The 26,211-nt window shown below is 68.1% G+C and carries 23 protein-coding genes; 2 read left to right on the top strand and 21 right to left on the bottom strand.

What is annotated here, in order from left to right; all coding sequences use genetic code 11:
* On the bottom strand, positions 1-1,089 hold the full coding sequence (locus tag KIT89_RS03250) for a spermidine/putrescine ABC transporter substrate-binding protein (protein ID WP_297603121.1): 1,089 nt from the start codon (positions 1,087-1,089) through the stop codon (positions 1-3).
* A gap of 203 nt (positions 1,090-1,292) precedes the next feature.
* On the opposite strand from KIT89_RS03250, the gene KIT89_RS03245 reads away from it, so the two are divergent.
* Both KIT89_RS03245 and KIT89_RS03240 read left to right on the top strand, forming a co-directional pair.
* Positions 1,293-2,432 carry a hypothetical protein gene (locus tag KIT89_RS03245; RefSeq protein WP_297603120.1) on the top strand — a complete coding sequence of 380 codons (1,140 nt, stop codon included), beginning with the start codon at positions 1,293-1,295 and terminating at the stop codon, positions 2,430-2,432.
* Positions 2,402-3,406, top strand: a complete 1,005-nt coding sequence (locus KIT89_RS03240) for an SIS domain-containing protein (protein WP_297603119.1) — start codon at positions 2,402-2,404, stop codon at positions 3,404-3,406. Before KIT89_RS03245 ends, KIT89_RS03240 begins: the two co-directional genes overlap by 31 nt.
* A 4-nt stretch (positions 3,407-3,410) precedes the next feature.
* On the opposite strand, the gene pyk is transcribed toward KIT89_RS03240, so the two are convergent.
* The 20 genes from pyk to metK form a co-directional block, all read right to left on the bottom strand.
* Positions 3,411-4,868: a pyruvate kinase gene (gene pyk / locus KIT89_RS03235; protein WP_297603118.1), complete on the bottom strand. Its 1,458-nt coding sequence runs from the start codon at positions 4,866-4,868 to the stop codon at positions 3,411-3,413.
* Positions 4,869-4,927: 59 nt separating this feature from the next.
* Positions 4,928-6,385 (bottom strand): glutamate synthase subunit beta, encoded by a 1,458-nt coding sequence (locus KIT89_RS03230; protein WP_297603117.1) that lies wholly within the window; start codon positions 6,383-6,385, stop codon positions 4,928-4,930.
* Positions 6,378-10,955, bottom strand: a complete 4,578-nt coding sequence (gltB, locus tag KIT89_RS03225; RefSeq protein ID WP_297603116.1) for a glutamate synthase large subunit — start codon at positions 10,953-10,955, stop codon at positions 6,378-6,380. The genes KIT89_RS03230 and gltB overlap by 8 nt, the downstream gene beginning before the upstream one ends.
* 118 nt (positions 10,956-11,073) lie before the next feature.
* Complete coding sequence (gene lgt, locus KIT89_RS03220; RefSeq protein ID WP_297603892.1) at positions 11,074-12,024, bottom strand: prolipoprotein diacylglyceryl transferase; 951 nt, start codon at positions 12,022-12,024, stop codon at positions 11,074-11,076.
* 101 nt (positions 12,025-12,125) lie between these two features.
* Positions 12,126-12,905: a tryptophan synthase subunit alpha gene (gene trpA / locus KIT89_RS03215; RefSeq protein ID WP_297603114.1), complete on the bottom strand. Its 780-nt coding sequence runs from the start codon at positions 12,903-12,905 to the stop codon at positions 12,126-12,128.
* Positions 12,902-14,116 carry a tryptophan synthase subunit beta gene (trpB, locus tag KIT89_RS03210; protein WP_297603113.1) on the bottom strand — a complete coding sequence of 405 codons (1,215 nt, stop codon included), beginning with the start codon at positions 14,114-14,116 and terminating at the stop codon, positions 12,902-12,904. The genes trpA and trpB overlap by 4 nt, the downstream gene beginning before the upstream one ends.
* The gene (gene trpC / locus KIT89_RS03205; protein ID WP_297603112.1) at positions 14,113-14,889 is read right to left on the bottom strand and encodes an indole-3-glycerol phosphate synthase TrpC; all 777 of its coding nucleotides are present in this window, start codon (positions 14,887-14,889) and stop codon (positions 14,113-14,115) included. The genes trpB and trpC overlap by 4 nt, the downstream gene beginning before the upstream one ends.
* Entirely contained in the window at positions 14,890-15,120 is a 231-nt protein-coding gene (locus KIT89_RS03200) for a DUF6704 family protein (protein WP_297603110.1), read from the bottom strand.
* 39 nt (positions 15,121-15,159) lie between these two features.
* Positions 15,160-15,714 carry a Trp biosynthesis-associated membrane protein gene (locus KIT89_RS03195; RefSeq protein WP_297603109.1) on the bottom strand — a complete coding sequence of 185 codons (555 nt, stop codon included), beginning with the start codon at positions 15,712-15,714 and terminating at the stop codon, positions 15,160-15,162.
* A gap of 26 nt (positions 15,715-15,740) precedes the next feature.
* The gene (locus KIT89_RS03190; protein ID WP_297603108.1) at positions 15,741-17,261 is read right to left on the bottom strand and encodes an anthranilate synthase component I; all 1,521 of its coding nucleotides are present in this window, start codon (positions 17,259-17,261) and stop codon (positions 15,741-15,743) included.
* On the bottom strand, positions 17,258-17,614 hold the full coding sequence (gene hisI, locus KIT89_RS03185; RefSeq protein WP_297603107.1) for a phosphoribosyl-AMP cyclohydrolase: 357 nt from the start codon (positions 17,612-17,614) through the stop codon (positions 17,258-17,260). The genes KIT89_RS03190 and hisI overlap by 4 nt, the downstream gene beginning before the upstream one ends.
* Positions 17,611-18,372 carry an imidazole glycerol phosphate synthase subunit HisF gene (hisF, locus tag KIT89_RS03180; protein WP_297603105.1) on the bottom strand — a complete coding sequence of 254 codons (762 nt, stop codon included), beginning with the start codon at positions 18,370-18,372 and terminating at the stop codon, positions 17,611-17,613. Before hisF ends, hisI begins: the two co-directional genes overlap by 4 nt.
* The gene (gene hisG / locus KIT89_RS03175) at positions 18,372-19,211 is read right to left on the bottom strand and encodes an ATP phosphoribosyltransferase (RefSeq protein ID WP_297603104.1); all 840 of its coding nucleotides are present in this window, start codon (positions 19,209-19,211) and stop codon (positions 18,372-18,374) included. The genes hisF and hisG overlap by 1 nt, the downstream gene beginning before the upstream one ends.
* Positions 19,212-19,268: 57 nt before the next feature.
* Positions 19,269-19,532, bottom strand: a complete 264-nt coding sequence (locus tag KIT89_RS03170) for a phosphoribosyl-ATP diphosphatase (RefSeq protein WP_297603103.1) — start codon at positions 19,530-19,532, stop codon at positions 19,269-19,271.
* Between the two features lie 40 nt (positions 19,533-19,572).
* Complete coding sequence (locus KIT89_RS03165; protein WP_297603102.1) at positions 19,573-19,941, bottom strand: FKBP-type peptidyl-prolyl cis-trans isomerase; 369 nt, start codon at positions 19,939-19,941, stop codon at positions 19,573-19,575.
* A gap of 30 nt (positions 19,942-19,971) precedes the next feature.
* Positions 19,972-20,637, bottom strand: coding sequence for a ribulose-phosphate 3-epimerase (rpe, locus tag KIT89_RS03160; RefSeq protein ID WP_297603101.1), 666 nt, complete (start codon positions 20,635-20,637; stop codon positions 19,972-19,974).
* A 21-nt stretch (positions 20,638-20,658) separates the two neighbouring features.
* The gene (locus tag KIT89_RS03155) at positions 20,659-22,029 is read right to left on the bottom strand and encodes a transcription antitermination factor NusB (RefSeq protein WP_297603099.1); all 1,371 of its coding nucleotides are present in this window, start codon (positions 22,027-22,029) and stop codon (positions 20,659-20,661) included.
* Positions 22,026-22,943, bottom strand: coding sequence for a methionyl-tRNA formyltransferase (fmt, locus tag KIT89_RS03150; RefSeq protein ID WP_297603891.1), 918 nt, complete (start codon positions 22,941-22,943; stop codon positions 22,026-22,028). The genes KIT89_RS03155 and fmt overlap by 4 nt, the downstream gene beginning before the upstream one ends.
* Before the next feature lie 17 nt (positions 22,944-22,960).
* Positions 22,961-25,000, bottom strand: coding sequence for a primosomal protein N' (locus KIT89_RS03145; RefSeq protein WP_297603098.1), 2,040 nt, complete (start codon positions 24,998-25,000; stop codon positions 22,961-22,963).
* 2 nt (positions 25,001-25,002) lie between these two features.
* Positions 25,003-26,196, bottom strand: coding sequence for a methionine adenosyltransferase (gene metK, locus KIT89_RS03140; RefSeq protein WP_297603096.1), 1,194 nt, complete (start codon positions 26,194-26,196; stop codon positions 25,003-25,005).
* Positions 26,197-26,211 lie beyond the last annotated feature (15 nt).

Below are 26,211 nucleotides of genomic sequence, written 5' to 3'. Positions count from 1 at the left end.
TCAGCCTGCCTGGATCTCGGTGGCGAGTCGCGAGTACTCGACCGTGAACTCGCCCAAGTCGACGAGCACCTCTTGCTCGAGCAGCTCGGCCGGGGTGATGCCCATGTTCGGGAACGCCTCGATCAGCGAGGGGTCGAGTGCCTCCATGGCCACGCGGTTCGGAACCTTGTAGAGGATGTTCTCGGCGACCCAGCTGTGCACCTCGGGTTCGAGGATGAAGTTCAAGAAGGCCATGGCGGCCTCCTTGTTCTGGCTCGATGCCAGCACCGTCATCGTGTCTGTCCAGAGGTCGCTGCCTTCGCTCGGCACGACGAACTCGATCGAGGGGTCTTCGGCGATGCCGTAGTTGCACCAGCCGTCCCACGCCTGCACCATCGCCGCTTCGCCGCTCACGAGCTTGGCGTAGAACGTGGTGTCGTCGAAGGCCAGCAGCTGCGGCTTCGTCGACTCGAGCTGCGCGCGCACCTCGGCCATCTCGTCAGCGTCGGTCGTGTTGGCCGAGAAGCCGAGGTACTTCTGCGCGGGCAGCACCATCCAGCGCTCGGTCGCCAGCATCGTGACCTTGCCCTGCAGCGAGTCGACAGGCTCGAGCAGGTCGCCCCACGAGGTGGGCGCGAAACCGGTGAGGTCGGGCCGGTAGCACAGCCCGGTTGTTCCCCAGGCGTACGGCAGCGAGTAGACGTTGCCCGGGTCGTAGTCGAGCTGGGCCGCTTCGGGGTAGAGGTTGGCCTCGTTGGGGATCAGCGACTTCTCGAGCGTGGCGAGCAGGCCCTGCTCTGCCAGCGCCTGCGCGTACTGCCCGCTCACGAAGGCGACGTCGATTCCCGAATCGGCGCCCGTCGTGAGCTTGGCGACGACGTCTTCGTTCGTCGCGTGGTTCACGATCGTGACTCGCACGCCTGTCTCGGCTTCGAACCGTTCTGCGAGGTCTGCGGGGTAGTAGTCGGCCCAGATGCTCACGGTGAGCGACTGCTGGGTGATGTCAGCATCGGGGTCGATCGGGTCTGTGCCGCCGGTGCCGGCGCACGCCGTCAATATTCCTGCGCTGGCCAGGGCGAGCACGGCCATGGCGGGTCGTGTGATGCGCATGGTGCCTCCTTACGGGGTGATCCCAGAACGGGTTTCGGCGATTCTTGCACCGAGTCGCAACTGACGACAATGACAAGATGGTCGAAACGCCGAGTCTGTAACACAATTGTTTCAATTGCCGTTCAAAGAATGAGGATCTCATCGCAACCGCCGGTAGCGTCGCACTCGGGCCCGGAAGGCTCCTCTGGGATGCTGCGGGTCGTGTGGCCGTGCTCGGGCCGCTCGATCAGCCAGCGGCCGCGGGTGATGGAGTCGCTGCAGCGATCGCCGGGCTGCTGGCTGGCGCCGGCTCGGCACCGCCTGCGGTGCAGGCGAGAGTCTTCAGCACGATGCCCCCACTGCGCGGTGTCGAGAGGGCTGTCGGCGACGGCGTCGACATGACCAACTGGAACGTCGTGATCGACGACGTCGTCATCATCAAGGTGACCACACGGCTGGGTGACGGCGATCGCGCCGTGCGGCTCGTGAGCGCGGTGTCACGACACGCGCCCGACGCCGTGCCGACGCTCTATGGCGCCCTCGAACTGCACTCCCCTGACGACGTGGCGGTCGTCGCGACGGCGACGGCTCTCGTGCCGGGGGCCGTCGACGGCTGGACATGGGCCGTCGACGAACTGGAGGCGCACCTCGACGGCGGCGCGTCGACGGCATGGCCGGCCGCGGTGGGGGCGATGCTCGCCGGGGTGCACGCCGCGCTGCGTCGCGAGACCGAGGCCGTCGGCTGCTCAGCGGATGATGCGCACCTCGTGAGCGCGTTCGTGCGAGACGCCCACGAACTGTCGACCGACGATGACCCGCTCGCCCGCCGGCTGGCCGCACGGCTCGACGCGATGCTGCACGACGTGACAGCCCTCACCGCGGGCTCGGCGCCTCGCTTCGCCATCCACGGCGACCTGCACCTCGGACAACTGCTGCGCGATCTCGACCATCGGTTCACGCTCATCGACTTCGACGGCGACCCACAAGCGGCGCTCGGCCACGACGAGGCCGATGCCGCCGTCGATCTCGCTCACCTGCTCGTCTCGATCGACCTCGTGGGAGCGATCGCTGCCAAGCGGCGCCAGCACGATGACCCCCGCATCATCGACTGGTGCACGCAGATGCAGCAGCAGCTACTCTCGGCGTACCGCACTGAGCTCGCCCGTCGAGGATCGAGCGAGCTGCTTGACGCCGCGCGTCTGCCCGGGCTGCGGGCCGCGCAGCTCGTGCGCGAGCTGACGTACGCGCGAGACTACTTGCCGCGGTGGTCGTACGCGGCCGACTGGGCCATCTCTCACCGCTACTCGCCCCGACCCGACGCAGAGGACCCTTCATGGATACCGCCCGCTTTGCCGACGACCTGACGCAGATTCCCGAGCGCTATCTCGCCCTCGCGGAGCAGCTCGACCACCCGGATGACGGGGTCGACCTTCTTCGCGCCACCCCGCACTCACGCCTGCTCATCATCGGCATGGGGTCTAGCCGCTATGCGGCCGCGGGCGTCAGCCGCAGAGCGCGAGCGCGCGGCATGGTCGTATGGGACGAGCTGGCGAGCACCGAGCAGCTGCCACCCCCGTCGCACGACCTCGTGGTCATCGCGGTCTCGGCGACCGGGCGCAGCGCCGAGGTCATCACGGCGGCTGAGCGATTCGCCGGCCACGGGCGACTGATCGCCGTCACGAATGACGGCGAGTCTGCGCTGGCGGGCATGGCCGATGCGGTGAGCCCGCTGCACGCCGGGGTGGAGGTCAGCGGAGTCGCGAGCCGCACCTATCGGCACACCATCGTCGTGCTCGAGCGTCTGCTCGCCCTCGCAGAGTCTCGCGACGCGGCTCGCGCGCTGACCGCGGCAGCGCAGTCGAGCCACGCACTGCTCGAGAGCAGTGCGGCCTGGCTCGACGATCTCGCCGACCTGCTGCTCTCGGCATTCGGCACCCATGTTCTCGCTCCGGTCGAGCGCTTCGGCTCAGCGCAGCAGGCAGCACTCATGATTCGCGAGCTTCCGCGGCGTCTTGCGGTCGCCTGCGAGACCGGCGATTGGGCTCACGTCGACCTCTACACCGCGCGAACGCACGACTACCGCGCAGGCATCCTCGCCGGGTCGCGCTGGGACTCGCAGGCGGTCGAGTGGCTGCAGTTGCGCGGCGCGCGCTATGCAGGGGTCGGGGGCGAGATCGATGGCGCAGAGATCACGGTGCGCTTCGACGGCGACGACGACGAGGCGGTGCGCCCCCTCGTCGAGACGCTGCCGTTCGAACTCGTCGCCGATCGGTGGCGTGCCGCCGACCCCGAATTCGCGTTCTCAGAGCGCAACGGCGTCACGCCGCCGACCGACTGACGCTCTAGTCTGCGTGCTCGCCAGCCTGCCACGCCGGCGCCTTGGCGTTGATGGCATCGCCGACGACGTGCACACGCAGGTCGTTGGTCGAGCCGGAGATGCCGGGGGGCGACCCCGAGATGACGACGATCTTGTCGCCCTCGTCTGCGAGCCCTTCGCGCAAGAGGGTCTCATCGACCTGCCGATACATCTCATCGGTGTGGGTCACCCGGTCGACCAGGTATGACTCGATGCCCCAGGTCAACGACATGCGACGCTGAATCGACTCGTAGGGGGTGAACGCCTTCATGGGAATGCGGAAGCGCAGTCGCGACATGCGCCGAGCGGAGTCACCCGACTCGGTGAAGACGCAGACGAACTTCGCCTCGACGAAGTCGGCCACCTCTGCGGCCGCGAGGGTGATGGCTCCGCCTTGAGTGCGCGGCTTGGTGCCCAAGGGCGGGATGCGCTCGAGGCCGTGCTCTTCGGTCGACGCGATGATGCGAGCCATGGTCGAGACGGTGATGACCGGAAACTCCCCCACGCTCGTCTCACCACTGAGCATGACCGCGTCGGCCCCATCGAGCACGGCGTTCGCGACGTCGCTGGTCTCGGCACGAGTGGGAATGGGGCTGCTGATCATCGACTCGAGCATCTGCGTCGCGACAATGACCGGCTTGGCCATCCGCCGGGCGAGTTCGACGGCGCGCTTCTGCACGATCGGCACTGCTTCGAGCGGCAGCTCGACGCCGAGGTCTCCGCGGGCGACCATGATGCCGTCGAACGCGTCGACGATCTCTTCGAGGTTGTCGACGGCCTGCGGCTTCTCGATCTTGGCGATGACGGGAACCGTTCGACCCTCTTCTCGCATGATCTGGTGCACCCGGTTGACGTCTGAGGCATTGCGCACGAACGACAGGGCGATGTAGTCGGCGCCGAGCCCGAGGCCCCAGCGCAGATCGTCTTCGTCTTTCTCTGAGAGCGCGGGCACGTTGACCGCGACTCCCGGAAGGTTGATGCCCTTGTTGTTCGACACGGGGCCGGCGACGACCACCTCGGTGCGCACCCGCACACCGTCGCTGTCGAGCACGCGCACGCGCACCTTGCCGTCGTCGATGAGCAGGAAGTCGCCGGGGTTCACATCGGCAGGGAGACCCTTGAAGGTGGTCGAGCAGATGTCTTTCGTGCCGAGGATGTCTTCTGTCGTGATGGTGAAGATGTCGCCCTCGGCGAGAAGGTGCGGACCATTCTCGAACTTTCCGAGCCTGATCTTCGGCCCCTGCAGGTCGACGAGAATCGCCACCGGCTTCTTGGCGTCGTGCGACGCCTGGCGCACGTTGCGATACACCTCTTCGTGAACGTCGTAGGTGCCGTGGCTCAGGTTCATGCGCGCGACGTTGACGCCCGCTTCGATGATGGCTCGAATGTTCTCGTAACTGGCTGTCGCCGGCCCGAGGGTGGCAACGATCTTGGCGCGTCTCATGGGTTCCTCACGTGCTGGTGGTGGTAGGGGTGGTGCGAAGTTCGAGGTCGTGCGTGTGCCTAGACGGTCAGTGGTCGATCAGTGGCCCTCACTGGTGCGGGCAGGTCACTCGAGCCTTGCAGATAGGCGTCGACGGCCGCAGCAACGGCTCGACCCTCGGCGATCGCCCAGACGATCAGTGATGCGCCCCGCCCCGCGTCACCGGCGACGAAGATGCCAGCTTCGTTGGTGGTGTAGTCGGCCCCGCGGCTCATCGCCCCCGAGGCATCGAGGGGCAGCCCGATCTGCTCATCGAGCGCGTCGCCCTGCGCGCCAGTGAAGCCGAGAGCCAAGAGCACGAGGTCGGCAGGGATCTCGCGCTCGGTGCCCGCTTTGGGCACGCGCGCGCCGTCGACATACTCAGTCTCGGCGACGCGAATGGCACGCACCTCTCCGGCTGAGTTGGTCAAGAACTCGACCGTGCTCGCCAAGAAGACGCGTTCGCCGCCCTCTTCGTGAGCACTCTGCATCTCGAAGAGCGTCGGCTGCACGGGCCACGGCTGCGTCGCGGGCCGCTCGTGCGGTGGCTGCTGGCCGATCGCGAGGTTGGTGACCGACAGCGCCGACTGCCGATGCGCTGTTCCGATGCAGTCTGCGCCGGTGTCGCCGCCGCCCAAGACGACCACATGCTTGCCTTCTGCGGTGATCTGGTCGGCAACCTCGTCGCCCGCCTGCACCCTGTTGGCCTGCGTGAGGTACTCCATGGCGAAGTGCACGCCGAGCGCGTCGCGGCCGGGAATCGGCAGATCGCGGGGCACCGGGGCTCCGGTCGCGATGACGATCGCGTCGTAGCGAGTGCGCAGCTCATCCCAGGTGATGTCGAGGCCGATCTCGACACCGGCGCGGAACCGGGTGCCTTCGGCCTGCATCTGCGTGAGGCGAGCATCCAGATGGCGCTTCTCCATCTTGAAATCGGGGATGCCGTACCGCAGCAGGCCTCCGATGCGGTCGTCCTTCTCGAAGACGGCGACGGTGTGCCCGACTCGTGTGAGCTGCTGCGCAGCCGCGAGCCCCGCGGGCCCCGAACCGACCACGGCGACGGTCTTGCCCGTGAGTCGCTCGGGAGGAACCGGGTGCACCCACCCGTTGTTCCAGGCGTTCTCGATGATCGAGGCCTCGACCTGCTTGATCGTGACGGCGGGCTGATTGATGGCCAGCACGCACGACGACTCGCACGGAGCAGGGCACAGCTTGCCCGTGAACTCCGGAAAGTTGTTCGTCGCATGCAGCCGCTCGATGGCCTGACGGCCTTCTCCGCGCCACGTGAGGTCGTTCCACTCGGGAATCAGGTTGCCGAGCGGGCACCCCTGGTGGCAGAACGGGATGCCGCAGTCCATGCAGCGCCCGGCCTGTCGACGCAGAACGCTGGGGTCACCCTGCTCGTAGACCTCTTTCCAGTCCATGAGTCGAATCGGAACGGGCCGGCGAGGAGGCAGCTCGCGCTCGGGCACTGTGATGAAACCACGGGGATCAGCCACCGGTCACCTCCAGGATGCGCCCCCATACGACGTCGCCGTCGGGGTCGAGGCCTTCATCGAGAGCGGTCTGCCGCGTGACGAGCACCGCAGCGTAGTCGCGCGGCATGACCTTGACGAAACGATCGAGAGCGGCCGATCCTTCAGCGATGAGTCGCGCGGCCAGGGCCGATTCGGTCTCGTCGTGGTGTCTGTTCAGCAGGGCGGAGACGGCAGCTCGATCGTCGTCATCGAGCGGCAGCAGCGCGAGCTCACCCGTGTCGAGGGCATCGCGATTGACCCGCTCGGCCTTCAGCTCGTGCACATAGGCGACGCCGCCCGACATGCCAGCGCCGAGGTTGCGACCGGTCGTGCCCAGAATCAGCGCCACCCCGCCCGTCATGTACTCGAGGGCGTGGTCTCCGACCCCCTCGACCACCGCGGTCGCGCCAGAGTTGCGCACCATGAACCGCTCTCCGACGATGCCTCTGATGAACATCTCGCCACTCGTGGCACCGTACCCGATCACATTGCCGGCGATGACGTTGCGCTCGGCGGCGAAGACCGAGTCGCGGCTGGGGCGCACGATCACACGACCACCTGAGAGGCCTTTGCCGACGTAGTCGTTGCTGTCGCCATAGAGGCGCAGAGTGATGCCCCCCGGCATGAAGGCGCCGAGGCTCTGGCCAGCAGAACCGGTCAGGGTGATGTCGATCGTGTCGGCGGCCAGCCCGTGCTCGCCATGCAGTCGCGTCACGTGATTGCCGAGCATCGTTCCGATCGCCCGCTCGGTGTTGCGCACCGGCAGGTCGATGCGCACCGGCGCGCCGTGCTGCAGCGCATCAGAGCTGAGTCTGATCAGCTCGTTGTCGAAGTGCTCATCGAGCTCGTGGTCTTGTTCTTCTCGCTTCGTGCGCGGCGCGGAGTCATCGAACTGCGGGCCATGCAGGATGGGTGCGAGGTCGAGCCCGTCTGCCTTCCAGTGGCGAATCGCCCGATCGACGTCGAGCAGGTCGGCACGACCGATGGCCTCTTCGAGGGTTCTGAAGCCGAGAGCCGCGAGGTACTCGCGCACCTCTTGCGCCAGATACTCCATGAAGGTGATCACGAACTCGGGGGTGCCCGTGAAGCGCTTCCGCAGCTCGGGGTTCTGCGTGGCGACGCCCACCGGGCAGGTGTCGAGGTGGCAGACCCTCATGAGGATGCAGCCTGAGACGACCATCGGCGCCGTGGCGAAGCCGAACTCTTCGGCGCCCAGCAGCGCCGCGACGATGACGTCGCGACCGGTCTTCATCTGACCGTCTGCCTGCACCGTGACGCGCCCGCGCATGTTGTTGAGCATGAGCGTCTGCTGCGCTTCGGCGAGCCCGAGCTCCCACGGGGTGCCAGCGTGCTTGAGCGAGTTCAAGGGGCTCGCCCCGGTGCCCCCGTCGTGACCCGACACGAGAATGACGTCGGCCTTCGCCTTGGCGACTCCGGCCGCGACAGCGCCGATGCCCGACTGGCTCACGAGCTTGACGTGCACGCGCGCGAGCGGATTCGCCCGCTTGAGGTCGAAGATGAGCTGCTTGAGGTCTTCGATCGAGTAGATGTCGTGATGCGGAGGCGGCGAGATGAGGCCGACACCCGGGGTGCCGTGCCGCAACCGCGCGATCCACGGGTAGACCTTGTTGGCCGGCAGCTGGCCGCCTTCGCCCGGCTTCGCGCCCTGTGCCATCTTGATCTGGATGTCATCAGCGTGCGTCAGGTAGAGGCTCGTGACGCCGAATCGCCCCGATGCGACCTGCTTGATCGCACTGCGCTTCTCGGGGTCGAGAAGCCGCTCAGGGCTCTCACCGCCCTCACCCGTGTTGCTGCGCCCGCCGATGCGGTTCATCGCGATCGCGAGGGTCTCGTGCATCTCGGGGCTGATGGCTCCCATGCTCATCGCGCCGGTGGTGAAGCGACGGATGATCGACTCGACCGATTCGACCTCATCGAGCGGCACGGGCGTGCGCTCGTCGGTCTTGAGGCGGAAGAGTCCGCGCAAGGTCATGAGCTTCTCGCCCTGCTCGTCGACGGCCTTCGTGTATTCACGGAAGATGTCGTAGCGCTTCGATCGCGTGGCGTGCTGCAGTCGAAACACCGTCTCAGGATTGAACAGGTGGGGCGGCCCTTCGCGCCGCCACTGATACTCGCCACCGGTCTGCAGCCGCTCGTGCGGGTTCACCGGCACGGCGACGGGGTATGCCAGAGCGTGCCGCGACGCATTCTCGGCGGCGATGGTGTCGATGCCCACTCCCCCGAGCACGCTCGACGTGCCCGTGAAGTACCGCTCGACGAACTCGTGGCTGAGGCCGACTGCCTCGAACGCCTGGGCGCCGGCATACGAGCCGACGGTCGAGATGCCCATCTTCGACATGATCTTGAGCACGCCCTTGCCGAGCGCCTTGATCACGTTGCGCACGGCCTTCTCGGGCGTGATGCCGACGATCATGCCGCCCCGCACGAGATTCTCGACCGTCTCCATCGCGAGGTAGGGGTTGATCGCCGAGGCGCCGTAGCCGATGAGCACGGCGCAGTGGTGCACCTCGCGCACGTCACCTGCTTCGACGACGAGCCCTACCTGCATGCGCTTCTCGGTGCGGATGAGGTGGTGATGCACCGCGGCGAGCATCAAGAGCGACGGCACCGGCGCGAGGTCTGCCGTCGAGTCTCGGTCGCTCAGCACGATGAACTCCGCGCCATCGTCGATCGCGGCATCGACCTCGTCGCAGATGGCGAGCAGGCGCTTCTCGAGCGCACGCGGGCCCTTGTCGACCCGGTAGAGGCCCTTGATCGTCGTGGTCAGCGAACTACCGGGGCGCGGGTCGATGTGCTGGATCTTCGCGAGCTCGTCGTTGTCGATGATCGGGAAGTCGAGCACCACCTGCCGGGCGTGGCGCGGAGTAGCGTCGAGCAGGTTGCGCTCGGGGCCGAGACCGAGACTCATCGACGTGACGACTTCTTCGCGGATCGAGTCGAGCGGGGGGTTCGTCACTTGCGCGAACTGCTGGGTGAAGTAATCGAACAGCAGCCGCGGACGGTCTGAGAGCACCGCGATCGGCGTGTCTGAACCCATGGCACCGAGCGGTTCGGCTCCGTGCTGCGCCATCGGCGCGAGCAGCACGCGCACCTCTTCTTCGGTGTAGCCGAAGGTGCGTTGACGACGCACGATCGAGGCGGGCGTGTGCACGATGTGCTCGCGCTCTGGCAGATCTTTCAGGTGGATGCGCTGGCCGTCGAGCCACTCGCCCCACGGAGACATCGTCGCGAGCTCTGCCTTGATCTCGTCGTCTTCGATGAGCCGGCCATCGACGGTGTCGACGACGAACATCTTGCCGGGGCGCAAGCGCCCCTTGCGCACGATGCGGCTGGGCTCGATGTCGAGCACCCCGATCTCGCTCGCGAGCACGACGAGACCATCGTCGGTGACGACGAAGCGCCCCGGTCGCAGTCCGTTGCGGTCGAGTGTCGCCCCGACGAGCGAGCCGTCGGTGAAGACGAGCGCAGCAGGGCCATCCCACGGCTCCATGAGCATGCCGTGGTACTCGTAGAAGTCGCGCAGGGACGGATCGATGTCTGTCTGGTTCTCCCAGGCCTCGGGCACCATCATCATGATCGCGTGCGGCAGCGACCTGCCGCCGAGCGTCAGCAGCTCGACGACCTCGTCGAACGACGCCGAGTCGCTCGCGCCCGGCGTGACGATCGGAAAGACATCGCGCAGATCGCCGAAGAGCTCAGATCGCAGCTGCGACTGGCGAGCGCGCATCCAATTGCGGTTTCCTTGCACGGTGTTGATCTCGCCGTTGTGCGCGATCATGCGGAACGGCTGGGCCAATGGCCACGAGGGGAAGGTGTTCGTCGAGTACCGAGAGTGCACGAGCGCGAGTTTCGACGTGAAGCGCTCATCACTGAGGTCGGGGTAGAACGGCTCGAGCTGCAGAGTCGTGACCATGCCCTTGTAGACAATGGTTCTGCACGACAGCGACGGCAGGTACGACCCGAGCTCGCGCTCGGCTCGCTTGCGCAACCGGAACGCCTGCCGATCGAGGTCGGCACCCGAGAGCGAGACGCCGGCGTCGTCGGCGCGGGCCGACGAGATGAACAACTGCTCGAAGACGGGCATCGACGCCTTGGCGAGGCTGCCGATGAGCGAGTCGTCGGTGGGCACCTCGCGCCACCCGATGACCGTGAGCCCTTCATCGACGGCGATTGCTTCGATCGCCGTCTTCTCTGCCGCGCGCTCGTCGTCGTCGGTGGGCAAGAAGACTGTGCCGACGGCGTAGCGACCAGCCGGGGGCAGCGCGAACGGTGCGACTGCGCGGAAGAAGCCGTCGGGAATCTGGGTGACGATGCCGGCGCCGTCTCCCGTGCCCGCGTCAGAGCCGACTGCACCACGGTGCTCAAGATTGCGCAGCGCGTCGAGTGCCGCCTGAATGATGTCGTGACCTGCGGTACCGCGAAGGGTCGCGACCATGGCGAGCCCGCACGCGTCGTGCTCGCGACGAGGGTCGTACATGCCCTGGGCTGCGGGCACGGAAGAGAATCGCTGCATCGGCGATGTGACTTCCATGGCGAAAACCGTCCTCACGTGGTTGCGGTGACCGAGTGGGACGTCGCTGGCCCAGGGATGAGTTGTGCGCACAGCGTGCGCCGCGAATGCCGGATCGAAAGTGGTGGCGATCGGCGGACTACGGCTTCGCGGCGGACCCGCTTGTGGCGTCGGTCGAACCGTTGGCACCGGAGATGGCGGGGGCGTCATTGCCCTCGACGTCGAAATCGGTGTAGACGTCTTCGGAGTCTACAGGAGCCTCGAGCGACCACTCCCGACCCGCGACATACGGCGAGGGTTCGAAGCCGGGGTGCCGTCGCGACTGCACGAAGATGATGACGATGCCGATGAGCACGGCGGCCCAGGCGCCCCACACGTTGACGCGGATGCCGAGGAACAGCTCGCTCGGGTCGAGCCTGATGGTCTCGAAGACGCTGCGGCCCGCTCCGTACCAGATGAGGTAGACGCCGAGCAGCTTGCCCCACTGCAGTCGAAGGCGCTTGTCGAGCAGCAGGATGACAGCGACGCCCGCCAGGTTCCAGACGATCTCGTAGAGGAAGGTGGGGTGGAAGAGCGTGTCTGCCGGAATGCCGACCGGGATCGCCGGGTTGGGCCGATCGATCTCGAGGCCCCAGGGCAGGTCGGTCGGCAGCCCGAAGAGTTCTTGGTTGAACCAGTTGCCGAGCCGGCCGAAGGCCTGTGCGAGAAGCAGACCGGGCGCGAGCGCGTCGGCGAACGACCAGAAGCGCACGCCGGTGACGCGGCACCCCACCCAGGCGCCGAAGGCGCCACCGATGAGGGCGCCGAAGATCGCCATGCCGCCCTCCCAGATGTAGAGGGTGCGCAACAGGTCAGCGCCGTCGAAGAAGTAGTCATTGGGGTGCGTGAGCACGTGGTAGATGCGCCCGCCGATGATGCCGAAGGGCACCGCGAAGAGCGCGACATCGAGCGTGATCCATGGCTCGGCACCCCGCGCGGTCAGTCGGCGGTTGGTGAGCCAGACAGCCGCCACGATGCCGGCCAGAATGCACAGCGCGTATGCGTAGATGTTGAGGTTGAGGCCGAACCAGGTGAGCCCGATATCGCGCAACCACTGCCCGAGGTTGAAGACCTGCCATTCGGCAGGCGGGCTCGGGATGCTCAAGGGAAGAATCACGGTGGCAAGACCTTTCTCAGGGGGCGCACGCCAGCCTAGCGAGTGCCGGCGGCGAGGTCAGCGGCGACGGCCGCCACTTCAGCGACCCCGCCGTGCTCGAGAGCGGCGACGAGCCGCGACCCGACGATCGCGCCGTCTGCGTAGCTCAAGACGTCGGCCACCTGCTCGGCCGTCGAGATGCCGAGGCCGACGCAGGCAGCGGTCGCACCCGCCGCGCGCAGCCGGCTGACGACACCGCGCGCAGCCTTGTCGACGTCATCGCGAGCACCCGTGATGCCCATGGTCGAGACGGCGTAGACGAAGCCTCGGCTCGCTTCGACCGCTTGCGTCATGCGCGCGTCGCTCGACGACGGGGCCGCGAGAAACACGCGGTCGAGATCGTGCTGCTGCGAGGCGGTCATCCACTCGTGCGCTTCGTCGGGAATCAGGTCGGGAGTGATGAGGCCCGCTCCCCCGGCGTTCGCGAGATCAGCGGCGAATCGATCGACGCCGTACTGCACGACCGGGTTCCAGTAGGTCATGACGAGCAGCGGCGCATCGACGCGGGCGCGGATGCGCTCGACGGCCTCGAAGCCGTGGCGCAGCCTGAAGCCGTTGCGCAGGGCGGTCTGCGTCGCCCGTTGAATCGTGAGGCCGTCCATGACCGGATCGCTGTAGGGCAGGCCCAGTTCGACGATGTCGACGCCGTTCTCGACGAGAGCCACGGCCGCATCGACACTCGCGTTCAGGCTCGGAAAACCAACCGGCAGATACCCGATGAGCGCGCCCGAGGCCTCATCATTGCGGCGTCGAATGGTGTCGGCCACCTGGCTCATGACTTGTCGCTCTCTGCGGCGTCGAGCAGCCCGAAGTACCGCGCCGCCGTCTCCATGTCTTTGTCTCCGCGACCGCTGAGCGAGACCAGCACGATGCCTTCCTCGCCCAGTTCACGGCCCAGTTCGAGCGCACCGTGCAGAGCGTGCGCGGTCTCGATGGCGGGAATGATGCCTTCGGTGCGGCTCAACAGGCGGAGAGCATCCATCGCCTGCGCATCGGTGACGGGGCGGTACTCAGCACGACCGATCGAGGCGAGCCATGCGTGCTCGGGACCCACCCCCGGATAGTCGAGCCCCGCCGAGATCGAGTGCGACTCGATCGTCTGGCCGTCGTCGTCTTGCAGCATGAGGCTGCGCGCGCCGTGCAGAACCCCGGCGCGGCCCTTCGTGATCGTCGCGGCATGGAACGGAGTGTCGACCCCGTCACCGGCCGCCTCGTTGCCCACGAGCCGAACCCCCTCGTCATCGAGGAAGGCGTGGAAGATGCCCATCGCGTTGCTGCCGCCGCCGACGCACGCCACGACGGCATCGGGCAGGCGGCCGGTGAGCGCCATGACCTGCTCACGAGCCTCGATGCCGATGACCGCGTGAAAGTCGCGAACCATCGTCGGGAAGGGGTGCGGGCCTGCGACAGTGCCGAGCAGGTAGTGCGTGTTCTCGACATTCGCCACCCAGTCGCGCAGCGCCTCGTTGATGGCGTCTTTGAGCGTGCGCGAGCCCACTGTCACTGGTACGACCTCGGCACCGAGAAGCTTCATGCGCGCCACGTTGAGAGCCTGGCGCTCGGTGTCGACCTCGCCCATGTAGACGACGCAGTCGAGGCCGAACAGAGCGGCCGCGGTCGCGCTCGCGACGCCGTGCTGCCCAGCGCCCGTCTCGGCGATGATGCGCGTCTTGCCCAGTCGCTTCGCCAGCAGCGCCTGGCCCAGCACGTTGTTGATCTTGTGACTGCCCGTGTGGTTCAGGTCTTCGCGCTTGAGGATGATGCGCGCGCCGCCCGCGTGCTCGGCGAATCGCCGGGCCTCGGTGATGATCGACGGCCGCCCCGTGTAGGTGCGGTGCAGCTCGTGCAGCTCGCGCTGAAACTCCGCGTCGACCCGCGCGCTCTGGTAGGCCGCGTCGAGCTCGTCGAGTGCGGCGACGAGCGATTCGGGCACGAAACGCCCCCCGAACTCTCCGAAGTAGGGGCCGACGTGTTCACGCAGGTTCATGAGACCGCCAAAAACTCGTTGAGGGTGGCGACGGGATCGCCACCGGTGACCAGTGCCTCGCCGATGAGCACGACATCGGCGCCGGCTCGACGGTAGTGCTCGACGTCTGCGACCGAGCTGACAGCAGACTCTGCGATGCGGATCACGCCGTCGGGCATCTGGGGCGCGAGTCGGCCGAACAGGTCGCGGTCGAGCTCGAAGGTGCTGAGATCGCGCGCGTTCACTCCGATCACCTCTGCGCCGAGGTCGATCGCCCGGCTCAGCTCGTCGGCGTCGTGCGTCTCGACGAGGGGCGTCATGCCGAGCTCGATGATGAGCGAGTGCAGCGTTGCCAGAGTCGAGTCATCGAGAGCGGCGACGATCAGCAGCACGAGATCGGCCCCGGCGGCCCGCGCCTCGAGCACCTGGTACTCGTCGGCGATGAAGTCTTTGCGCAGCACCGGAATCGACACGGCCTCGCGCACGGCCATGAGGTCGGCAAGACTGCCGCCGAACCGCCGCTCTTCGGTCAGCACGCTGATGGCCGAGGCGCCCCCTGCTGCATACTGCCGTGCGAGCACGGCAGGGTCGGGAATGCTCGCGAGCGCGCCACGCGAGGGGCTCGCCCGCTTCACCTCGGCGATCACCTTGACCTGCTCTGCCCTGCGCAGCGCCGCGCAGGCATCGATCGCGGGCGATGCCGCCAGTGCGGCCGCTTCGACAGTGGCGAGGGGCCGGGTCTCTCGACGTCGCGCCGCGTCGTCGAGCGCGCCGGCGACGAGGCCGTCGAGCACCTAGGAGTGCGCTTTCGGGCGGTACTTCGGGCCCCTGACGCCGTAGCCGGCCTTGGCCATGATGCCGCCGATGATCCAGCCGACCAGCATTGCCGCTGCGCTCGCCCAGACCAGCCAGGCGATCTCGAAGAAGAACGCGACGGTGCCGACGGTCACGGCGACGAGCATGATGACGACGGCCGTCCAGGCGGCGGGCGAGTGTCCGTGGCCGGGGTCGTTGTTCGCGTTCATCAACACTCCTGTTTCACGTCGGGGGGGCGTGCGTCGAGTCTATCGTGCCGTCGGGTCGTCTCCGTCGCTCAGGGAGTCCCACGCGTCGAGTTCGTCGCGCCCCTCACCCGACGACGAGTCGACCGTGCGCAGTGCGTCGTACTTGCGCACGCGATTAGGCCACTGGCGAGCCGTGGCCGAGATGCCGATGCCGACGACGATCGAGGCGGCACCGATGACGAGAGCCGCGAGCGGCCACGCCGTCGAGGCCGACTGGGTGACGATCTCGCGCACCGAGCTGCTGCCTTCGACGCCGGTGGCGTCGGTGATCGCCGATGCCGCAGAGAGCACTGGATCAGCGAAGGCGAACGCCGCTGATGCGACGATGCCGACCCCGAGCAGCGCTTGCATGAACCCCAGAATCACCCTGAAGACCACACCCGCGAGAGCGAGAGCGCCGACGAGCGCGAGCCCCGCGAGCGCGAGCGGCGGAATCGCCGGTGCGGCCAGGCCTCCCCCGACGGCGAGCACCCGCCCATCATCCAGCGTCACCATGATCCAGGTCTGCGACCAGGCCAGCAGCGCGAGAGCCGCGAGTGCGATCGGCAGCACCATGGCGAGCATCCTGACCCGACGTGGGTTCACGAGCGGTCTTTCGCCAGCGCGTTCGCGATCGCCACGGCGCGCAGCGGCGCCGCCGCCTTCGACAAGGTCTCGTGAAACTCTGTCTCGGCGACCGAGTCGGCGACAAGTCCGGCACCCGCCTGCACGCGGGCCACACCATCGGCCAGGAAGGCGGTGCGGATGGCGATCGCCAGATCGAGGTCGCCCGAGAAGCCGAAGTACCCCACGACCCCGCCGTAGACCCCGCGGCGGGCCGGCTCGAGCTCGTCGATGATCTGCAGCGCTCGCGGCTTGGGGGCGCCGCTCAGAGTGCCGGCCGGAAACGTCGCCCTGAAGACGTCGATGGGCGTCGCGTCATCGCGCAGATCGCCCTCGACGCTCGAGACGAGGTGCATGATGTGGCTGAACCGCTCCACCTGCATGAACTCGGTGACCTCGACGGTGCCGGCCCGGCACACCTTCGACAGGTCGTTGCGACCGAGGTCGACGAGCATGAGATGCTCTGCCTGCTCTTTGCGGTCGGCGAGCAGCTCTTCGGCGAGCTCGCCGTCGTGCTCGGGCGTGTCGCCGCGCGGCCGTGAGCCCGCGATGGGGTGCATGTGGGCGCGCCCCTTCGTCACCTTGACGAGCGCCTCTGGAGACGAGCCGACGATCGCGAAAGGCTTGCCGGTGGCCGTCTCGAGAGCGAGCGCATACATGTACGGCGAGGGGTTCAGTGCGCGCAAGACGCGATAGACATCGAGCGGGCTCGCCGTGAGCTCGTGGTCGAACCGCTGAGCGATCACCACCTGAAAGACGTCGCCGTCGCGAATGAAGTCTTTCGATCGAGCGACGGCGTCGAGGTACTCGGTCGGTGTCGACCGATGCACGGCGTTCGGCGAGGCCTCGAGGTCGATGCGCGCGATGTCGGGCTCCGCTGGAGCGCGCAAGGCTGCTTCGAGCTCATCCAGGCGGCGGTGGGCATCGGCCCACATCGCGTCGTCATCGTCGACCCCGTCGGCCAGCACGCTCACGACGAGCGAGACCGTGCCCTGACGGTGATCCATGACCACGAGCTCGCTCACGAAGGTCATGCCCAGCTCAGGGCAGTCGAAGTCGTTCGGCGGGGCGTCTGGCAGGTGCTCGACCTGGCGCACGGCATCCCAGCCGATGAAGCCGACGAGACCCCCGGTGAGCGGAGGGTGAGCGGGGTTGTCAGGAGAACGCCACCGCGCGTAGAGAGCGTCGAGTGCGGCGAGCGACGAGGCCGGCATGTCGCCGCCGAACGCCCGCTCGGCATCGATCGACTCTGCCAACCAGACCGCTGCACCATCGTGCTCGGTGAGCACGCCGAATGATCCGACCCCCACGAACGAGTATCGAGACCAGATTCCGCCCTGCTCGGCAGACTCGAGCAGGAACGTGCCGGCCCGACCCGCGGCGAGCGACCGATAGAGGGCGACGGGGGTCAGTGCGTCGGCGAACATCGTGCGGATGACGGGCACGACTCGCGCCTCACGCACGTGGGCATCGAACTCGTCGCGTGTCGTGTCAGTCATGATGCGGCCCCGATCGTCGGCAGCAGGGGGTCGACATCGAAGCAAGACCGGGCGCCTGTGTGGCATGCGACACCCACCTGCTCGACCTGCACGAGCAGTGTGTCGCCGTCGCAGTCGAGGGCGGCGCCGCGAACGTACTGCACGTGGCCGCTCGTGTCGCCCTTTCGCCAGTACTGCTGGCGCGAACGGCTCCAGAACGTCACTCGCCCCTCGCTGAGCGTGCGGCGCACCGCCTCAGCGTCCATCCAGCCCACCATGAGCACCTCGCCCGAGTCGTGCTGCTGGATGACGGCGGGAATGAGTCCCGCGTCGTCGAAGCGCACTCGCGACACGACGTCTGCTGCATCGTTCATCGCACCATCACTCCTTCTGCTCGCAACGCGGCCTTCACGTCGCCGACCGTGAGCTCTGCCCGGTGGAACACGCTCGCCGCAAGAACAGCGTGGGCACCAGCCTGCACTGCGGGGGCGAAGTGCTCTCGCGACCCGGCGCCGCCCGAGGCGATGACCGGCACCGTGGCCACGTCGGCGATCGCCGAGATCAGTTCAAGGTCGAAACCGTTCTTCGTACCGTCGGCGTCGATCGAGTTGACGAGCAGTTCGCCCGCACCCCGCTCGATCGATTCGAGTGCCCAGGCGATCGCGTCGAGGCTCGTGCGTTCGCGCCCCCCGTGCGTCGTGACCACGAAGCCGCTCGGCGAGTCGGCATCTCGTGTGACATCGAGCGAGAGCACGCACACTTGCGCACCGAAACGATCGGCGATCTCGTCGATGAGCGACGGCCGCGCGATCGCGGCGCTGTTGACGCCGATCTTGTCTGCGCCGTGCGCGAGAAGCCTGGCCACGTCGTCGACCGTTCGCACTCCGCCCCCGACGGTGAGCGGAATGAACACCTGCTCTGCAGTGGAGCGCACGAGGTCGAACATCGTCTCGCGGTTGTCAACCGTCGCCTTGACGTCGAGAAAGGTGATCTCATCGGCACCCTGCTCGTAGTAGGTGCGGGCGAGCTCGATCGGATCACCTTCGTCTCGCAGATCGAGAAAGTTGACACCCTTCACGACGCGGCCCGCGGCGACGTCGAGACACGGGATGACCCGAACGGCGACAGACATCAGATGCGAGCGGCGTGGATCGAACTGACCAGAATGGCTCGCGCACCGAGGTCGTAGAGCGCATCCATCACGTGATTCGTCTCGTCGCGCGGCACCATCGCCCGCACGGCGACCCAACTGCCGTCGGCCAGCGGCGACACCGTCGGCGATTCGAGACCCGGCGTGATCGCCTGCGCCCGCTCGAGCAGCTCGCGCGGCAGGTCGTAGTCGATGAGCACGTACTGCCGGGCCACGAGCACGCCCTGCAGCCGGCGCTGCAGCGTCGAGATGCCCGCCCGCTCTGGTTGCGCACTGATCAGCACTGCTGCGGAGTCGAGAATCACCGGCCCGACGATCTCGAGGCCCTGCGCGCGAAGGGTCGACCCTGTCGAGACGACGTCGGCGACGGCGTCGGCGACTCCGAGCCGCACGGCCGATTCGACGGCACCGTCGAGCCTGATGAGCTCGGCGACGACACCGTGCCGTTCGAGAAAGGCCTCGACCAGCCCCGGATAGCTCGTGGCGACCCTCATGCCCGCGAGGTCGCTGAGCTGCGCGACGCTGCCGGGGGGTGCGGCGAACCGGAAGGTCGAGTGCCCGAAGTCGAGCGACTGTATCTCGATGGCCGCTGACCCTGAGTCGAGCAGGAGGTCGCGCCCGGTGATGCCGACATCGAGGGCGCCTGAACCGACGTAGGTCGCGATGTCTCTCGGTCGCAGGTAGAAGAACTCGACGCCGTTGCGCGGATCAGCGACGGTCAGCGCGCGCGGGTCGCGCCGCCCGGCGTATCCCGCTTCGACGAGCATCTCGACGGCGGTCTCGGCGAGCGAGCCCTTGTTCGGTACGGCGATTCTCAGCATGGTGTTCTCTTCATGAGGGGGGCGCGAGTGACGAGCCGTGATCTTCAGCAGTGCGGTCTAGAGGTGCTTGTACACATCGTCGAGCGTGAGGCCCTTCGCGACGAGCAGCACCTGCAGGTGGTAGAGCAGTTGCGACACCTCTTCGGCGGTCGAGTCGTCGCTCTCGTATTCGGCCGCCATCCAGACTTCGGCGGCTTCTTCGACGATCTTCTTGCCGATGGCGTGGATGCCCGCATCCAGCTGCGCGACGGTGCCAGACCCTTCTGGGCGCGAGCGCGCTTTCTCGCTCAGCTCAGCGAACAGCTCGTCAAAAGTCTTCACCGGCCCAGGGTACCGGCCCTGCACCGTGCACTCCGTCTGGTCAGGAGACGCCGAGCAGGTCGATGACGAAGACGAGCGTCTTTCCTGAGAGCCGATGCCCGCCGCCTGCGGGGCCGTAGGCCAGATGAGGGGGGCAGACGAGCTGTCGACGGCCGCCCACCTTCATGCCCGGAATGCCCTTCTGCCAGCCTGCGATGAGGCTGCCGAGCGGAAAGTTGATCGATGACCCGCGGTTCCACGATGCATCGAACTCTTCGCCGGTCTCGAACTCGACTCCGACGTAGTGCACGTCGACAGTGGCGCCGGCGGTGGCCTCGGCCCCTGTGCCGACGACGAGGTCGGTGATGACGAGCTCGGTCGGCGCCGGGCCCTCGAAGAAGTCGATCTCGGGCTTCGTGTTCTGGCTCATGCCACTATCCAACCAGAATCGCGGGCGCGCTCAGTGCGCGTGGGCAGCCTGCGCCGCCGCACGCAGCTCGGCGATCGCGTTCTCGACGCTGTCGCGACCGTAGACCGCCGAGCCTGCGACGAACGTGTCGGCACCGGCCTCGGCCGCGATGCCGATGGTGTCGAGCGTGACTCCTCCGTCGACCTGCAGCCAGACGTCGAGTGCGTGCGCGTCGACGGCCGCGCGCAGCGCCCGCAGCTTGGGCATGGTCTCTGGCATGAACGATTGGCCACCGAAGCCCGGCTCGACGGTCATGACCAGCACTTGATCGAACTCGCCGAGCAGCTCGAGGTACGGCTCGATCGCGGTGCCCGGCTTGACAGCGAGGCCCGCCCGACTGCCGCGCTCGCGCAGGGCACGAGCGGTCGTCACGACATCGGCCGCGGCCTCGGCGTGGAAGGTCACCGAGAACGCACCGAGCTCGGCGTAGCCCGGCGCCCAGCGGTCGGCATCAGCGATCATGAGATGCACATCAAGCGGCACCGGTGAGATCGCCTGCAGGCGACCGACCATCTGCGGCCCGAACGTCAGGTTCGGCACGAAATGGTTGTCCATCACATCGACGTGCACCAGATCTGCCGACGCGATGCGCTCGACGTCTCGTTGAAGATTGACGAAATCGGCCGAGAGAATGCTCGGGTTGATGCGCACGGTCACCTCGCCAGCGTAGCGACCGGGTCACCGGCGGGTGAGCAGCTGCACGAACATGGCGTCAGTGCCATGACGATGGGGCCACAGCTGCGCGGCACCGTTGTCGAGCTCGGCAAGGTCGATCTCTGTGCGTGCCACGCGACGCAGCACCTCTCGAGCATCGAGTGGCACGACCTCGCCCTGCCGCTCGGTGAGCACAGCATCCACCACCCCCGTCGTCTCGGCGACGTGCGGTGAGCACGTGACATAGGCCAGCACTCCCCCGGGTGCGAGCGCCGCGAGAGCGCTGCGCAGCAGCTCGGTCTGCAGCTGCACGAGAGGGCCGACATCGCCCTCGGTCTTGCGCCACCGCGCTTCGGGCCGTCGTCGCAGTGCGCCCAGCCCTGTGCAGGGCGCATCGATCAGGATGCGGTCGAACGCGGCAGGCTCACGCTCGCCGAACTCACGACCGTCGCTCGTGCGCACCTCGACGGCGCGGTCGACGGCATGCAGCGCCGACCGTACGAGGCGAGAACGAGCCGGCACGATCTCGTTGGCGACGAGCGTGGCGCCCCCGAGCTTCGCCTCGGCGGCCAGCAGAGCCGCCTTGCCTCCTGGGCCAGCGCACAGGTCGAGCCAGCGCTCGCCCTCGACGATCGGACGGCATCGGCTGAGCGCGAGCGCGGCGAGCTGCGAGCCCTCGTCTTGCACCCGTGCGCGCCCCTGCGCGACGAGCGGGTGGCCGGCGGGGTCGCCCGCGGCCGACGGTACCGCCGTGGGCGCGAAGAGCGACACCTCACCGAGAGCCTCGGGGTCGGCCAGGCCGGGCAGCGCGACGAGCATCACGCGCGGCGCAGCATTGTTGGCGGCGAGCACCTGCTGCAGCTCGTGCGCCCGCCCCTCACGGTGCAGCGCGTCGCGCACGGCACGCACGACCCAGCCGGGGTGCGCGAACTCGAGAGCGAGCCGCTCGACCGGGTCGGTGACGCCGTCGAGCAGTCGAGTGGTCCACGTCGACTCGTCTGCCTGCGAGATGGTGCGCAGCACTGCGTTGACGAAACCCGTCGCCCTCGCGGCCCCCATCCACTTCGTCAGCCCCACCGTCTCAGAGACGGCCGCGTGCGCCGCCGTGGCCATGCCGAGAAGCTGGTGCGCGCCCAGCCTCAGCACATCGAGGGCGACCGGGTCGATCGCGGCGAGGTCTCGCCCTGCCGCCGCGGCGATCACGAGATCGTAGTATCCCCGTCGCCGCAGAGTGCCGTAGGTGAGCTCGGTGGTGAACGCCGCCTCCTGACCGTGCAGCCGGGCCCGCCGGAGCCGTGTCGGCAGCAGAAGGTTCGCGTAGGCGTCGTCGGTCGACACGGCGCGCAGCACGTCGAGTGCCACTTCGCGAGGTGTGACGGCGGGCCGCCGCGTCACGCGAACACCACGACGCGGTCTGCCGGCAGGCCGCGCACCCAGTCGGCCGCCGACATCGCCTGCTTGCCCGCGGGCTGCACCCGCAGCAGTTCGAGAGGCTCGGTGGCGGTGCCGACGAGCACACGAGCTCCCTCGCGGCGCACCTCGGCCGCGCGCAGCGCAGCGGCGTCTCGTGCGATCGCCGCCTCGAGCACTTTGATCACCTGATCACCCCAGTGCGTGAAGGCCCCGGGCTCTGGCGTGACGCCGCGCAGTCGAGCGTGCACTGCCTCGGCCGGCTCGTTCCACCGCAGCCGGGCGTCGTCGCGACCGAGTTTCGGTGCGAGCGTCACGTCTCCGCGCTGCGGTCGTGCGTGCGCTGTGCCGGCGGCGAGCGAGTCGACCACCGCACGCACGAGCGCCGCCCCAGATTCGCTCAACTCGTCGAGCAGCGATCCGGCAGTGCGGTGGGCACCGATCGGGGTCGTGATCGTGGCGAAGATGTCGCCCTCGTCGAGCCCTTCGGTGAGCTGGAAGACGGTTGCACCGGTCTGCGCGTCGCCCGCGATCACGGCGTGCTGCACCGGGGCAGCCCCTCGCCAGCGCGGCAGCAGCGAGAAGTGCAGATTGATCCAGCCCAATCGGGGCCAGGTGAGCAGCGGCGGGCGCACCAGTGATCCGTAGGCGACGATGACGCCCAGGTCGACGTCGAGCGGCAGCAGCTCGTCGTCGAGGTCGCTCACTCGACGCGCTTCGAGCACGGGCAGGCCCAGTCGAGCTGCCTCGTCGGCGACCGGGGTCGGGGTGAGCAGCCTCTTGCGACCCTGCGGCGTCGGCGGGCGGGTGATGACGCACTCGATAGTGTGGTCGCTCGCGGCGAGTGCGGCGAGCGTCGGCACGGCGGCCTGAGGGCTGCCGGCGATGACGAGTCGCAGAGCGGGCATGGCTCTATTCAATCGGATGCTCGACCCACGCCCGGGTCATCGAAGGGCTCGGCGTCGTCGAAGCGCACGCGCAGGGCGGGCACGCGGCGCCGCGGCGGTGCACCCGGCACCCGGGGCACCCGGGCGGTCGCCCCGCGCACGAGCTCGGCCTTGAGCTGGGTGGCGACGTCGTGACCCCTCGCGTAGTCGAACCGCACGATGGCGCGCACTCGACCCACCTCGAGCTCGATCGGGCCGAGCACGTCGACGCCGTCGAGCGCCGCGACCGCCTCGATGGCGGAGGCCACGGCGGCGGGCGTGCCCGCGATGGCGGCCACGCGCACCGCCGGCGGAAACCGCAGGGCCCGACGGTCGGCGAGCTCTGCCGCGCTCACCCGCTCGGGGTGACCGGTCGCGAGGGCGGTGGCCACGGCCCCGCCGACGCCGACGAGCACGACCGGGGCGTCGGGCGCGGCCAAGGCTGCGGCGTTGCTCCACCAGCGAACGCAGTCTTCGACCACGCGCAGGCTCTCGCGGGCGAGCATGCCCTCGCCGTCGAGCAGCAGCACGGCGCGATAGCCGCCCGGCACGATCGGCTCGGCGCCGCGCGTCGCGACGACGAGCGTTCGGCCAGAGGGCGCGCTCGACTTTGGAGTCGCACCATCGGAGACCACCACGCGCGCACCAGGAAAGGCCCGCCCTAGTTCGTCGGCGGTGCGGGCCGACCCGCGCCCGACCGACCTCCAGCGCTGCGCCCCGCACGAGCGGCACGACCAGTCGAGCGCGAGCACTCCGCACCACCGGCACGAGGGTGCCGCGTGCGCGCGAGCAACCGACAGGGGGCCGCTGCACTGCTGGCATCGCGGTGTCTCGCCGCAGTCGACGCAGGCGATGCGAGGAGCGAAGCCGGGCCTCGCCACCTGCACGAGCACCGGGCCGCGCTCGAGAGCGTCTGCCGCCGTCTTCCATGCCGACGAGGGAATGCGTGCGGCTGCGGCCTCGTGCGCCACGGCCGCCTGTGCCGTGGGCGTGATGCGACGCCGCCACCGGCCCGTCGGTTCGACGACCGTCAACCAGCCGAGCTCGACCAGGCGCTGCACCTCGGTGCTGCGCGCGTGCGCGGCGAAGACGAGCGAGCAGCCGGTGTCTTCTTGCCGCAGCAGCGCGAGGTCACGGCTGTGGATACCGGGGGCTCGCGGCTCGACGTGCAGCGAATCGCCGTCGTCCCAGACGGCGATGAGACCCAGCGCAGCGGCAGGGGCCAGCAATGCCGAGCGGTTGCCGATGACGATCACCGGGCGCTCGTCGAGCGCGCGCAAGAATGCTCGGTACCGGTCGGCGGCAGGCTGCTTCGCATCGAGTCGAGCGATGTCGTCGGCGGAGACGCTCGACTCGAGACAGACCTCGAGCTGGTCGAGGTCACGGTAGTCGGGAACGCTCACGATCGCCGATCGACCGGTGGCGAGCGTGGCGATGGCGAGGTCGGCGAGCGTTCTCATGGCGCTCGAGACCCACACTCCCTCACGCACCTCGACCGGGTGGGGCACCGCGCTGAGTGCCGCTCGGCGACTCGAGTCGGCGCCCTCGAGCTCGGCGTCTGCCGACAGCAGCGATGCGATGCGCTCGGGGTCGTACTCCTCGATCAGCGGAGCAGTCGGACGCCGCTCGTCGAGCATCGCCGTCGCTGCGGCGGAGTCTTCGCGCCGCGCCATCCACGCCTTCTCGATGCGCACGTGTCTGGGCGGCACGGCGAGCCGCACGATGTCGCTCGCCACACCGGCTGCGCGATCACTGGCGCGCCTGATGAGCCGCCAGATATCGGGCGAGAGCACGGCGACCGGTGACACGACCTCGTCGATCTCGCTGAGCACGCCTGTGTAGTCGACCGCGTCGACGATCTCGATGATGAGGCCCTTGGCCTGCCTGCCCGCCGAGCGCAGAGGAACGATGACCCGAACCCCGGGGAGGGCGACGTCGCTCAACCGATCGGGAACCTGATAGTCGAAGAGTCGATCGAGCTGCGGCAGGGGCGACTCGAGCAGAACGCGGGCGATGCGCGCTGCGGCCACGACTACAGCCCGACCTCCGAGCGCAGGGCGTCGACTCGATCGAGTCGCTCCCACGTGAAGTCTCCATGCTCACGGCCGAAGTGCCCGTAGGTGCTCGTCGCCGAGTAGATCGGGCGCAAGAGGTCGAGCTCTCGCACGATCGCTCCTGGTCGCAGATCGAACACCGATCTGATCGCGTCGATGATGCGCTGCTCGTCGACGTGGGCCGTGCCGAAGGTTTCGACGTACAGCCCCACGGGTGCGGCGGTGCCGATCGCGTAGGCGACTTGCACCTCGAGCCGATCGGCGAGCCCTGCGGCCACCGCGTTCTTCGCGACCCACCGCATCGCATAGGCCGCCGAGCGATCGACCTTCGACGGGTCTTTGCCGCTGAAGGCGCCGCCGCCGTGTCGCGCAGCCCCGCCGTAGGTGTCGACGATGATCTTGCGGCCGGTGAGACCGGCATCGCCGTGCGGCCCCCCGACCTCGAACCTGCCTGTCGGATTGATGAGCACTCGGGGGGCGGATGCATCGAACCCCGCGGCCTCGAGCACCGGAACGATGACGTCTCGCTCGACCTCGAGCCTCAGCTGCTCGGTCGTCACAGAGGGACTGTGCTGGGTCGAGAGCACGACCGTCTCGACCGTGCGGGGCACAGAGCCCTCGTAGCCGATGGTGACCTGCGTCTTGCCGTCGGGCGCCAGATAGTCGAGCACTCCGCTCTTGCGAACCTCGGCGAGGCGCTCTGCCAGGCGATGCGCCAGCCAGATCGGCAGGGGCATGAGTGCGGCCGTCTCGTTCGTCGCGTAGCCGAACATGATGCCCTGGTCGCCGGCGCCCTGCACATCGTCGAGATCGACCGAGCCCCCTTCGCGCGTCTCGAACGCCGAGTCGACCCCCGTGGCGATGTCAGGAGACTGCTCACCGATCGAGATCGAGACGCCGCATGACCGGCCGTCGAACCAGACGTCGCTCGAGGTGTAGCCGATATCGGTGATGCGCTTGCGCACGATGCCGGGAATATCGACGTAGCCGCTCGTGGTGACTTCTCCGGCGACGTGCACGAGACCGGTCGTCACGAGGGTCTCGACGGCCACGCGGCTGTGCGGGTCGACGGTGAGCAGCGCATCGAGGATGCTGTCAGAGACCTGGTCGCAGATCTTGTCTGGATGCCCTTCCGTCACTGATTCAGAGGTGAAGAGTCGCAGCGCGGTCATCGCAAGTGTTCCTGT

Source organism: Microcella sp. (assembly GCF_025808395.1).
Taxonomy (GTDB): Bacteria; Actinomycetota; Actinomycetes; order Actinomycetales; family Microbacteriaceae; genus Microcella.
Note: the sequence above shows the minus strand (reverse complement) of the source record. Positions and strands in the feature narration are given on the sequence as shown.